This is a genomic window from Billgrantia sulfidoxydans, assembly GCF_017868775.1.
In the GTDB taxonomy this organism is placed as follows: domain Bacteria; phylum Pseudomonadota; class Gammaproteobacteria; order Pseudomonadales; family Halomonadaceae; genus Halomonas; species Halomonas sulfidoxydans.
The window spans coordinates 1-12,411 of record NZ_CP053381.1 but is presented as its reverse complement, the minus strand read 5'-3'; the positions used below and the strand labels follow the sequence as shown (position 1 = coordinate 12,411).

The 12,411-nt window shown below is 65.9% G+C and carries 9 protein-coding genes; 3 read left to right on the top strand and 6 right to left on the bottom strand.

Features of this window, described 5'->3' with window-relative positions; translation table 11 throughout:
* Positions 1 to 18: 18 nt before the first annotated feature.
* Entirely contained in the window at positions 19 to 1,065 is a 1,047-nt protein-coding gene (waaF, locus tag HNO51_RS00045) for a lipopolysaccharide heptosyltransferase II (RefSeq protein ID WP_209538216.1), read from the bottom strand.
* A complete protein-coding gene (gene rfaD, locus HNO51_RS00040; protein WP_209538215.1) occupies positions 1,062 to 2,027 on the bottom strand; it encodes an ADP-glyceromanno-heptose 6-epimerase in 966 nt (321 codons plus the stop codon). Before rfaD ends, waaF begins: the two co-directional genes overlap by 4 nt.
* A 99-nt stretch (positions 2,028 to 2,126) precedes the next feature.
* Between rfaD and glyQ the strand changes: the two genes are divergently transcribed.
* The 3 genes from glyQ (at position 2,127) to gmhB (ending at position 5,923) form a co-directional block, all read left to right on the top strand.
* Positions 2,127 to 3,143, top strand: a complete 1,017-nt coding sequence (gene glyQ, locus HNO51_RS00035) for a glycine--tRNA ligase subunit alpha (RefSeq protein WP_267956609.1) — start codon at positions 2,127 to 2,129, stop codon at positions 3,141 to 3,143.
* The gene (glyS, locus tag HNO51_RS00030; RefSeq protein WP_197449042.1) at positions 3,143 to 5,209 is read left to right on the top strand and encodes a glycine--tRNA ligase subunit beta; all 2,067 of its coding nucleotides are present in this window, start codon (positions 3,143 to 3,145) and stop codon (positions 5,207 to 5,209) included. The genes glyQ and glyS overlap by 1 nt, the downstream gene beginning before the upstream one ends.
* A 159-nt stretch (positions 5,210 to 5,368) precedes the next feature.
* Positions 5,369 to 5,923, top strand: coding sequence for a D-glycero-beta-D-manno-heptose 1,7-bisphosphate 7-phosphatase (gmhB, locus tag HNO51_RS00025; protein WP_197449041.1), 555 nt, complete (start codon positions 5,369 to 5,371; stop codon positions 5,921 to 5,923).
* Positions 5,924 to 6,046: 123 nt separating this feature from the next.
* On the opposite strand, the gene gyrB is transcribed toward gmhB, so the two are convergent.
* The 4 genes from gyrB to dnaA form a co-directional block, all read right to left on the bottom strand.
* Complete coding sequence (gene gyrB / locus HNO51_RS00020) at positions 6,047 to 8,467, bottom strand: DNA topoisomerase (ATP-hydrolyzing) subunit B (RefSeq protein ID WP_197449040.1); 2,421 nt, start codon at positions 8,465 to 8,467, stop codon at positions 6,047 to 6,049.
* Between the two features lie 3 nt (positions 8,468 to 8,470).
* Positions 8,471 to 9,595: a DNA replication/repair protein RecF gene (gene recF / locus HNO51_RS00015; protein ID WP_197449039.1), complete on the bottom strand. Its 1,125-nt coding sequence runs from the start codon at positions 9,593 to 9,595 to the stop codon at positions 8,471 to 8,473.
* A 75-nt stretch (positions 9,596 to 9,670) separates the two neighbouring features.
* The gene (gene dnaN / locus HNO51_RS00010; protein ID WP_197449038.1) at positions 9,671 to 10,774 is read right to left on the bottom strand and encodes a DNA polymerase III subunit beta; all 1,104 of its coding nucleotides are present in this window, start codon (positions 10,772 to 10,774) and stop codon (positions 9,671 to 9,673) included.
* A 64-nt stretch (positions 10,775 to 10,838) separates the two neighbouring features.
* Entirely contained in the window at positions 10,839 to 12,311 is a 1,473-nt protein-coding gene (gene dnaA / locus HNO51_RS00005; protein WP_197449037.1) for a chromosomal replication initiator protein DnaA, read from the bottom strand.
* Positions 12,312 to 12,411: the final 100 nt, after the last annotated feature.

Here is a 12,411-nt window from a genome sequence, read left to right as displayed (position 1 = left end):
CGCCTCCCCGACCGGGCCTCAACGCCGCGCGATGACTGTCGGTGACGCCGCCAGCACGGCGGCCAGCACACGCTGGGGCGAGAGCTGCACCAGGCAGTTGGTATGCCCCAGCGGGCAGCGGCGTTCGAAGCAGGGCGAGCAGGAAAGCGCCAGGTAGTGGATCTCGGCATTGTCGGTCAGCGGCGGCGTATAGCGCGGTGACGACGAGCCATACAGGGCCTGCACCCGGGTCTCCACGGCGGCGGCCACGTGCATCAGCCCCGAATCGTTGGTTACCACCTGCTGGCAGTCGGCGAGCAGATCGACCGCATCGGCCAGACGGGTCTGGCCGCACAGGTTGTGCACCCAAGGCAGCCCCTCGGCGATTGCCTCGCCGGCGGCGAGGTCCTTGGGCCCGCCCAGCACGCGTACCTCGTAGCCCTCCGCCACCAGGCGCCCGGCCAGCTCGCGAAAATGTCCCAGCAGCCATTGCTTGGCCGGGCCGTACTCGGCGCCGGGCATCATGCCGATGGCCGGCCGCGCGCTCAGCCCCAGGCGCTGGCACAGCTCGGCCAGGTTGTCGGGGTCGACCCGCAGCCGCGGGCGGGGAACGGCAAATTCGCCTTCTCGCGCCTCTTCCGCCGCCAGGCCCAACGCCACGAAACGCTTGACGGTCTGGTCCAGTACGGCCTTGTCGAGCCTGCGCCGGTCGTTGACCACGCCATAGCGCTGCTCGCCGGTGAAGCCGGTACGCCGGGGAATGCGCGCCAGGAACGGCACCAGCGCCGACTTCCACGAGCGCGGCAGCACGATGGCCCTGTCGAAGCGGCCGCGCAGCCGTCGCGCCAGGGCGCGTCGGGTGCCCCAGCCGAACTCGCCGTGGCCGACGTCCAGCGTGGCCACTTCGTCGACTTCCTCCATGCGTTCGAGGATCGGCTGCGACCAACCCGGCGCCACCACCCCGATGCGACACTCGGGCTGGCGCTGTTTCAGGGTCTTGAACAGGCTCTGGGCCATGACCATGTCGCCGACCCAGGAGGGGCCGACGACCAGGATGCGGGGGGCCGGCGTCGCCGCCTGGCTCATCCCTGCGCCCCGTTCAGCCACGCGAGATAGGCTTTTACCCCTTCGGCCACGGTGCGGAACTCGCGGACGTAGCCCGCCTCCCGCAGGTGCGAGATGTCGGCCCGGGTATAGCTCTGGTAGCGCCCCTTGAGCTCCTCGGGAAAGTCGATGTACTCGATGCGTCCACGGCCGTAGAAATCGATGACCGCCTCGCCGATGGCCTTGAACGGCTCGGCGCGGCCGGTGCCGAGGTTGAAGATGCCCGACTTGCCGGGGTTGTCCAAAAACCACAGGTTGACGTCGACCACGTCGCCGACATAGACGAAGTCGCGGCTCTGCATGCCGGCCTCATAGCCGTCCCAGGCATCGAACAGCCGCAGGTCCTGTCCTGCCCTGACCTGGGTATGGTGGTGGTAGGCGACACTCGCCATCTTGCCCTTGTGCTGCTCCCGCGGGCCGTAGACGTTGAAGTAGCGGAACCCCACCACCTGGCTGGTGAAGTCGTCCCAGTGCTGACGCACGTACTGGTCGAACAGCAGCTTGGAGTAGCCGTAGACGTTGAGTGGCTTCTCGTACTCGGGCTCCTCGCGGAACACCTGGCTGCCGCCGTAGGTGGCCGCCGAGGAAGCATAGAGGAAGGGAATGCCCTGCTGCTGGCAGTAGTGCAGCAGCACCTTGGAGTACTCGAAGTTGTTGTCGAGCATGAAGCGGCCGTCCCACTCGGTGGTATCCGAGCAGGCGCCTTCGTGGAAGATCGCCTCGATCGGCGGCAGGCGCGAGGGCTCGCCGCGCAGCGCCGCCTCGACGCGCCCACGGAAGTCGTCCTTGTCGAGATAGTCGCCCAGGGTGCAGTCCGCCAGGTTGACGAACTTGGTACCGTCGCGCAGGTCGTCGACGACCAGCACGTCATCCCGTCCGCGCGCGTTGAGGGCCTTGACCAGATTCGAGCCGATGAAGCCGGCGCCACCTGTCACTACGATCATTGTGAACCTCGCTGGGGCGCAGCCGCTGCGCCTATAACCGATGTGCCTGTGATTGTATACTTGACGCCCAGTGAATTCATGGCCAACGGTGCTTCCGCAATGACTCCCTCGCCAAACCCGTCGCAGACGCTCTCGACATCCCCGTCGACCTCGGCTCCAGGGTCGACGCCAGACGCGACCACGTTCCAGGGCCTGATACTCGCCCTGCAGCAGTACTGGGCAGAACAAGGCTGCGTGGTGCTCCAACCGCTGGACATGGAGGTCGGGGCCGGCACCTTCCATCCCGCCACCTTCCTGCGCTCCATCGGCCCCGAGACCTGGAACGCCGCCTACGTGCAGCCTTCCCGTCGCCCGACCGACGGCCGCTACGGCGAGAACCCCAACCGCCTGCAGCATTACTACCAGTTCCAGGTCGTCATGAAGCCCTCCCCGTCCGACCTGCAGGAGCGCTTCCTGGGCTCGCTCGCACGCCTCGGCCTCGACCCGCTGGTGCATGACATTCGCTTCGTCGAGGACAACTGGGAATCCCCCACCCTCGGGGCCTGGGGCCTGGGCTGGGAGGTGTGGCTCAACGGCATGGAGGTGACCCAGTTCACCTACTTCCAGCAGGCCGGCGGCCTGGAGTGTTTCCCGGTCACCGGCGAGCTCACCTACGGCCTAGAGCGCATCGCCATGTACCTGCAGAACGTCGACAGCGTCTACGACCTGGTATGGACCATCGCTCCGGATGGCTCCCGAGTCACTTACGGCGACGTCTACCTGCAGAACGAGCGCGAGCAGTCGGCCTACAATTTCGAGCACGCCGACGTGCCGGCCCTGTTCGCCGCCTTCGACCACCAGGAGCAGGAGTGCGCCAAGCTGCTCGCGGCCAACCTGCCGCTGCCGGCCTACGAGCAGGTGCTCAAGGCCTCGCACACCTTCAACCTGCTCGATGCCCGCCACGCCATCTCGGTGACCGAACGCCAGCGCTTCATCCTGCGCGTGCGCACCATGGCTCGCGACGTGGCCCATGCCTACTACGCCTCGCGCAAGGCGGCCGGCTTCCCGCTGGCCCCCGAGGAGCTGCGCCGGCAGCTGTTGGCCGAGGACAAGACCGCCGAACAGGGAGACGCGTGATGGCTACCGATACCTTTCTGCTTGAACTGGGGGTCGAGGAGCTGCCGCCGGGCGCCATCGACACGCTCTCGGACGCGCTGGCCGAGGGCATTCGCCGCGGCCTGACCGAGGCCGAGGTCGACTTTGGCGAGGTGCGGGCCTACGCCACGCCGCGTCGCCTGGCGGTACAGGTGACCGAGCTGGCCGACAAGCAGCCCGACCGTGAGGTCGAGCGGCGCGGCCCGGCGCTTGCCGCCGCCTTCAAGGACGGCCAGCCGACCAAGGCCGCAGAGGGCTTCGCCCGCTCCTGCGGGGTCGAGGTGGCCGATCTGATCCATCTCGAAACCGACAAGGGCACCTGGCTGGGCTATCGCGAACGGCAGCAGGGCGAGGCCACGACCCGACTGCTGCCGGCCATCGTCGAACGCGCCATCACTGCCCTGCCGGTACCCAAGAACATGCGCTGGGGCGCCTCCCGGGTCGAGTTCTCGCGACCGGTGCACTGGTTGGTGATGCTCTACGGCGGTGGAGTGGTCGCGGCCGAAGCGCTGGGCCTCACGGCCGGCCGCACCACCCGCGGGCACCGTTTCCATGCGCCCGAGCCCATCGAACTGGGGCATGCCGACGACTACCTCGACGTCCTCGAACAGGCCTGGGTGCTGGCCGATCGCGGACGCCGCCGCGAGCGTATTCGCGAGCAGGTGCTGGCCGAAGCGGAAGTTCAGGAGGCTCGGGCGGTGATCGACGAGGACCTGCTCACCGAGGTGAGCGGCCTGGTCGAATGGCCGGTGGCGCTGGCCGGCAGCTTCGACGAGCGCTTCCTCGAGGTGCCCGCGGAGTGCCTGATCTCGTCGATGAAGGCCAACCAGAAGTATTTCCACCTGCTCGACGAACAGGGCCGCCTCAAGCCGCAGTTCATCACCATCGCCAACATCGACAGCCAGGACCCCCAGCGCGTCGTCGAGGGCAACGAGAAGGTCATTCGCCCGCGCCTGGCCGATGCCGCCTTCTTCTTCGACACCGACCGCAGGCAGCCGCTGTCCGCGCGGATCCCCGGGCTCGCCAACGTGGTGTTCCAGCAGCAGCTCGGCACGCTGGCCGACAAGGCGCACCGCAGCGCCGCGGTCGCCGCCTTCATTGCCGGCCGCATCGGCGGCGACGTGGCTCAGGCGCGCCGTGCCGCCGAGCTGGCAAAATGCGACCTCGTCACCGAGATGGTGCTCGAGTTCCCCGAGCTGCAGGGCATCATGGGGCGCTACTACGCCACCCACGACGGCGAGTCCGCCGAAGTGGCGCAGGCGCTCGAGGAGCAGTACCTCCCGCGCTTCGCCGGCGATGCTATCCCCGCCAGCCCCACCGGCCAGGCCCTGGCGCTCGCCGACCGGCTCGACACCCTGACGGGGATCTTCGGCATCGGCCAGCGTCCCAGCGGCACCAAGGACCCCTTCGCCCTGCGCCGTGCGGCCATCGGCGTCCTCAACATCATGATCAAGGGCGAGCTGGACCTGGACCTGCGCGAGCTGCTCGAACTGGCCGCCGCCCAGCATCAGGAGCTGCCTTACGCCGCGAACCTGGTCGAGGAAGTGCTCGGCTACATGCTCGACCGCTTCCGTGCCTGGGGCCAGGACGAGGGCATTCCCGCCGAGGTCTACCTGGCGGTTCGCGCCCGCCCGGTGACCAAGCCGCTGGACTTCGCCCGCCGCCTGCGAGCCGTGCATGCCTTTACCCAGCGCGAGGAGGCCGCGGCCCTGGCGGCCGCCAACAAGCGTGTCTCCAACATCCTGGCCAAGCAGGCCAATGAGGTCGGCCGCCAGGTCGACGCCGGCCGGTTGCAGGAAGCCGCCGAACTGGCCCTGTTCGATGCCGTCTCGTCGAGCCGCGAACGCGTCATGCCACTGTTCGACGAGGCACGCTATCGCGAAGCGCTGGACGTCCTTGCCGGCCTGCGCTCCCCCGTGGATGCCTTCTTCGATGAGGTCATGGTCATGGCCGACGACGAGGCCATTCGTCGCAACCGCCTGGCACTGCTGGTCGAACTCCAGGCGCTGTTCCTCGAGGTCGCCGACATCGCCTTGCTGCAGCACTGAAGCGTAGGGCTGGAAGCCGGCCGGGGCACTCCCCCGGCCGGTTTTTTATCGCCCATGTTCCACGTGAAACGTGTCGCACCGGATCTCGCACTTGGCACGGCGTGTTTCACGTGAAACACTTCCCTCTCTCCGACCCTCTTTCAGCCTTTGGTGCGCAACATGCTGGATGCCTCCAGACTCGTCATCCTCGACCGGGACGGCGTCATCAACGTGGACTCCGACGCCTACATCAAGTCCCTGGCCGAGTGGATTCCCTACCCTACTTCCATCGAAGCGATTGCGCGCCTGACCCACGCCGGCTGGCATGTCGCCATCGCCACCAACCAGTCCGGTATCGCCCGCGGCTACTACGACGAGGCCACGTTGGCCGCAATGCACGCCGAGCTCGAACGCCAAGTGACCGCCGCCGGCGGCAAGATTGCGCACATCGCGTATTGTCCGCATGGTCCCGACGACGGCTGCGCCTGCCGCAAGCCGCTGCCGGGCCTGCTCGAGGAGATTCGGGCCGCCTTGGGGCTGGAAAGCCTCGCGGGCAGCTGGATGGTGGGCGACAGCCTGCGCGACCTGAAGGCCGGGGAACCCCTGGGCTGTCGCCCCGTGCTCGTACGCACCGGCAAGGGGCGCCGGACCGAGGCCAAGGGCGAGGGGCTCGACAAGACGCTGGTTTTCGATGACCTGGCCGCCTTCGTCGACTGGCTGCTCGGAGGCCGCTGAGCGCGTAGCCGAACCAACCGGTCGGGTGCAGAGGGCCTCCGGCTGCGACAAAAAAAGGGCCAGTTCAAAGTGAACTGGCCCTTTTCCTTTGCAGCGGTGTTTCACGTGAAACACCGCCGCGGCTCAGACATCCAGGTTGGCCACCAGCGCATTGCTCTCGATGAAGGCCCGGCGCGGCTCGACCTCGTCGCCCATCAAGGTATTGAACATCATGTCGGCGGCGACCGCGTCCTCGATCGAGACCCGCAGCAGACGGCGCGTCTCGGGATCCATGGTGGTCTCCCACAGCTGGTCCGGGTTCATTTCGCCCAGCCCCTTGTAGCGCTGCACCGACAGCCCGCGCTGAGCCTCGGCCATCAGCCACTCGAGAGCCTGGTAGAAAGTGGTGACGTTCTTCTTGCGCTCGCCGCGGGCGATATAGGCGCCCTCGTCGAGCAGGCCTTCCAGCGTCTCACCAAGGGCCGCCATGGCCCGATAGTCGGCGCTGGTAAAGAAGTCGATTCCCCAGACATAGTCGGAGCTGACGCCATGTGCCGTGAGCGTCACCGCCGGCAGGAAGAGTTCACGCTCGGCGTCCTCTTCCAGGCGGAAGGTGTAGCGCGGACCGCCCTCGTAGGCCACCAGCGCATCCATCTCCTCCTGCAGGTAGGCGATCCAGTTCTGCATGGTGACTCGGTCCTTGAGGCTTGCCTCCCCCTCGAGGCGTGCCGCATGCACGACCTTGCGCAGCACCTCGTTGGGATAGACCCGCGACAGGCGATCGATACGCTTCATCACGTCGCGGTACTGCCCGACCAGGGATTCGAGCTGCGCCCCGGTAACCGGCGGCGCCTCGGGATTGACGTAGAGCCTGGCGCCGTCCATCGCCGTCGTGGTCAGGTAGTCGACCAACGCCTGCTCGTCCTTGAGGTAAGTCTCCTGCTTGCCGCGCTTGATCTTGTAGAGCGGCGGCTGGGCGATGAAAACGTGGCCCCGCTCGATCAGCTGCGACATCTGGCGAAAGAAGAAGGTCAGCAGCAGGGTGCGGATATGCGAGCCGTCGACGTCCGCATCGGTCATGATGATGATGGAGTGATAGCGCAGCTTGTCGGGGTTGAACTCCTCGCGTCCGATGCCGCAGCCGAGCGCGGTGATCAAGGTGCCCACCTCGGCGGATGAGAGCATCTTGTCGAAGCGCGCCTTCTCGACGTTGAGGATCTTGCCCTTGAGAGGCAGGATCGCCTGGGTACGGCGGTCGCGACCCTGCTTGGCGCTGCCGCCGGCCGAGTCGCCCTCCACCAGGAACAGCTCTGAGAGGCTGGGGTCCTTCTCCTGGCAGTCGGCCAGCTTGCCCGGCAAGCCGGCGATATCCAGCGCCCCCTTGCGGCGGGTCATGTCGCGGGCCTTGCGCGCAGCTTCGCGGGCGCGGGCAGCATCGAGCATCTTGTTGACGATCGACCTGGCGTCGTTGGGGTTCTCGATCAGGTAGTCGGAGAACAGCCGCCCCATCTCCTGCTCCACCGCCGTCTTCACCTCGGAGGAGACCAGCTTGTCCTTGGTTTGCGAGGAGAACTTGGGGTCCGGCACCTTCACCGAAATGATCGCCGTCAGGCCCTCCCGGGCATCGTCACCGGACGTCGCCACCTTGGATTTCTTGAGCAACCCTTCGGATTCGATGTAACCGTTGAGCGTACGCGTCAGTGCGGCACGGAAGCCGGCCAAGTGAGTCCCACCGTCGCGCTGCGGTATATTGTTGGTATAGCAGAAGATATTTTCGGCGAATGAGTCGCTCCACTGCATCGCCACTTCGACCACTACGCCATCCTCTCGCTCGGATTCGAAGTGGAATACCGGATTGAGCACGGTCTTGTTGCTGTTGAGGTGGTCAACGAAGGCCTTGAGGCCGCCCTCGTAGTGGAACAGCTCCTCCTTGCCGCTGCGCTCGTCGATCAGGCGAATCGCCACGCCGGAGTTGAGGAAGGAGAGTTCGCGCAACCGCTTGGCCAGGATATCGTAGTGGAATTCGATATTGGCGAAGGTCGCCGCGGATGGCTTGAAGTGTACCCGGGTACCGGTCTTCTCGGTCTTGCCGACAACCCCCAGCGGCGCCTCGGGCACGCCGTGGCGATAGATCTGTTCATGCACCTGACCCGCCCGCCAGATGGTCAGCTTGAGCTCTTCGGAAAGCGCATTGACCACCGATACGCCGACGCCGTGCAGGCCTCCCGACACCTTGTAGGAGTTATCATCGAACTTGCCGCCGGCGTGGAGTACCGTCATGATCACCTCCGCTGCCGACACGCCCTCTTCCTCATGGATGTCGGTCGGCACGCCGCGACCGTTGTCGCTGACGGTGATGGACTCGTCCGGGTGAATGATGACGCGTATCTCGCTGCAGTATCCGGCCAGGGCTTCATCGATGGAGTTGTCCACCAGCTCGAACACCATATGGTGCAGACCTGTCCCGTCATCGGTATCGCCGATGTACATGCCGGGACGCTTGCGCACGGCATCCAGTCCTTTGAGAACCTTGATGCTCGATGAGTCGTAAGCTTGTTCGCTCATTGACTACTCCGTCGTGAAGTCTCTCTGTGCCTGTGGCACTAGCTGCCCCGTGCCAGAGACGGCTTGTTTCACGTGAAACATCGCCATCGGCGTGTGGGAGTTCCATGACCCCACCAAGGCATCGTGTTCAACACTGGTAATGAAGGCTTGGCAACGCATGGATTCGAGCAGCCGGCAGAACACACGGCGATGCTCGGCATCCAGCTCCGCAGGCAGGTCGTCGATCAAGTAGAGACAGCCATGCCCGGTGACGCGTTCCAATAGCCTTCCTTGTGCCAGCTTTAGTGCACTTACCACCAGCTTCTGTTGGCCCCGCGACAACACTTCGACGGCAGGGCGGCGCCCCAGCCGAATCCGCAGGTCGGCACGCTGTGGTCCATTCTGGGTAAAGCCCATCTGCTGATCCGTTGCCCGGCCCTGCTCGAGCACGTCGCGCAGCGGCCGCTGCTTGTCCCATCCGCGGGAGTAACGCAACTGCATCTCGGGCAGGTCGATCAGGCTGCCCAGCGTCTCCTCGAAGACGGGAACGAACCCGGCCATCCATTCGCGCCGCAGGAGGTCGACTCGCTCGCCCCAGACGGCCAGCTCCTGCTCCCAGGCAGCCAGGCTATTGGCGTCCATTCTACCATGTCTCAGGAGTGCATTCCGATGCTTCAGCGCCCGCTTGGTGCGGCGCCAGGCGTCGTAGAAGTCGTGTTTCACGTGAAACACGCCCCAATCGAGGAACTCGCGCCGGCCCGCCGGTGTCCCCTCGAGCAGGCGGAAGGCATCGGGGTTGACCAGCTGCAAGGGCAGTGCCTCGATCAACTTTGCCAGGCGCGACACCCGCTCCCCTCCCATGCGCATCTCCAGCTCGGCTGCATCGCGCGACCGGCGCACGCCGATGGGCAGGGGAGGCTCGCCGCCGAGGCGGGCGAAGAGCGTCATCTCGTCCGCCTCATGGGCGATGACATGCCGGAGCTGCCGCGTGCGAAAGGAGCGCCCCATCGCTAGGATGTGCAGCCCTTCGAGCAGGCTGGTCTTGCCGCTGCCGTTACGTCCAACGATCAGGTTGATACCGGGGCTCGGCGTCAGGTCGAACGCTTCGAGATTACGCAGTCCGGTAAAGGCGAGGCGCTCGATCAGCATGCAGCAGGACGCAGCGCTGGGCGACACCCGGCCGCGCCATGGCGCGGCCGGGCATGGTGGGACAAGCTGGCGGTCTCAAAGACGCATCGGCATGACGACATACAACGCATCACCCCCGCCGGGCTCCTCCATCAAGGCGCTGCTGTTCGAGTCGGCGAGTGTCATCTGCACTCTATCCTCACCAATAACATTAAGAACATCAATGAGATAGCCGACATTAAAGCCAATTTCGAGTGAGTCGCCCCCGTACTCGACGGCCACGTTCTCCTCGGCCTCTTCCTGCTCGGGGTTGTTGGCCATGACCTGCAGATTGCCCTCCTGGAGGTGCAGGCGAACGCCACGGTACTTCTCGTTGGAGAGGATCGAGGTACGCGAGAGCACCTGGCGCAGCTCGGCACGCTCGGCAATGAAGACCTTGTCGCCGCCACGCGGCACCACGCGCTCGTAGTCGGGGAACTTGCCGTCGACCAGCTTCGAGGTGAAGGTGAAGTCGCCGGTATGGGCACGCACGTGGCTGGCGCTGAGGGTCAGCGTCACCGGCTCGTCGCTGTCGTCGAGCAGCCTTACCAGCTCGAGCACGCCCTTGCGCGGCACGATCAACTTGCGGGCCGGCTCGACCTGGATCTCCGCCGGGCGCGAGCAGACGGCCAGACGGTGGCCGTCGGTGGCGACGGTACGCACCAGGTTGGCACGCAGCTCGAGCAGCATGCCGTTGAGGTAATAGCGCACGTCCTGCTGGGCCATGGCGAAGGAGGTGGCATCGATCAGGTGCTTCAGCGTACCGCGCGGCAGGCTAAGCTCGACATCCCCCGCGCTGTCCTCGATGTTGGGGAACTCAGCGACCGGAAGGGTCGACAGGGTAAAGCGGGAGCGACCGCTGCGCAGGACGGCACGGCCCTCCTCCAGGCTGAACTGAAGCTCAGCCTGGTCGGGCAGCGATTTGCAGATGTCCATCAGCTTGCGGGCCGGCACGGTGACGGCCCCTGGCACCTCGACCTGCGATGCCGCCGTGCGTCCGATCAGTTCGACTTCGAGGTCGGTACCGGTCAGAGCCACCTGCTCCTGGTCGACCTGGATCAGCACGTTGGAGAGTACCGGCAGGGTCTGGCGCCGCTCCACCACGCCGGCCACCAGTGCCAGCGGCCGGAGCAGCGCTTCGCGGGTAATGGAAAATCTCATGTCGGCTCCACGTCTCGTCCTGTAGATGGGTGTCGGGCAATGCTGGGCGTCATGCATCCCGCCGCTAGCTGGTCAGCAGCCGCAGCAGGTTCTTGTAGTCCTCGCGGATGTCGGCGCTCTCCTCCTGCAGCGCCTGGACCTTGCGACAGGCATGCAAGACCGTCGTGTGGTCACGCCCGCCGAAGGCATCGCCGATTTCCGGCAGGCTATGGTTGGTCAGCTCCTTGGCCAGCGCCATGGCCACCTGGCGCGGCCGCGCCACCGAGCGCGAGCGGCGCTTGGAGAGCAGGTCGGCGAGCTTGATCTTGTAGTACTCGGCCACGGTGCGCTGGATGTTGTCCACGCCCACCTGCTTGTCCTGCAGCGCCAGCAGATCCTTCAGCGACTCGCGAATGAAGTCCTGGGTGATCGGCTTGCCCATGAAGTGGGAGTCGGCAATGACCTTCTTCAGCGCCCCCTCCAGCTCGCGCACGTTGGAGCGAATCTTCTGGGCAATGAAGAAGGCGGCGTCGTGCGGCAGGTCCACCTTGGCCTGGTCCGCCTTCTTCATCAGGATGGCGACCCGGGTTTCCAGCTCGGGCGGCTCGATGGCCACGGTCAGCCCCCAGCCGAAGCGCGACTTGAGGCGCTCCTCGACGCCGCTGATCTCCTTGGGGTAGCGGTCCGAGGTGAGAATCATCTGCTGGCCGCCCTCGAGCAAGGCGTTGAAAGTGTGGAAGAACTCCTCCTGGGAGCGCTCCTTGCCGGCGAAGAACTGGATGTCGTCGATCAGCAGCGCATCGACGCTGCGGTAGAATCGCTTGAAATCGTTGATGGCGTTGAGCTGCAGTGCCTTGACCATGTCGGCCACGAAGCGCTCGGAGTGCAGGTAGACGACCCGGGCGTTCTCGCGCCGGGCCGCCAGCGCGTTGCCGACGGCGTGCATCAGGTGAGTCTTGCCCAGGCCCACGCCGCCGTACAGGAACAGCGGGTTGTAGGCACCGCCCGGGTTCTCGGAAACCTGGCGCGAGGCGGCGCGGGCCAGCTGGTTGGACTTGCCCTCGACGAAGGTCTCGAAGGTGAAGCCGGGATTGAGGCCGCTGCTGTGCTTCAGGCTGCCCTCGACCTGCACTTCGCGATCGCCACCGGAACGGCGGGCGGCGGCCCCCTCCTCGCGCATCTGGTCGATTTCGCGCTCGTCGCCGATGTCGCCTCGCGGCGGCACCTGCACGGCCGGCGCCAAGGGCGAGTGAGGGTTGGCCGACACCGGGGCACCCAGGTCACGGGGCTGCGGCTTGACGGCGGCCGCCCTGCGGCTGCCGACCGTCAGTATCACCCGTGGCGGCTTGGCAGGCGCCAGGTCCCGGAGCAGCTCGTTGATGCGCTTGGCATACTTGTCGCCAACCCAGTCGCGAACGAAGCGATTGGGTGCCAGCAGGCGCAGCTCGTTGGCCTCCCCCTCTTCGGCTTGAAGCGGGCGAATCCAGGTATTGAACTGCTGTGCGTTCAGCTCGTCCTGCAGGTAATCCAGACACTGTTGCCAGAGAGCAAGAGACACTCGACCTCACCATACCCGTTGATGCATGACCGGCCATTGTATCCTCCGCCCGACGGGTTATCCACATGCGGCTCGCCTGCGGGGTGCTGTGGAAAACGGC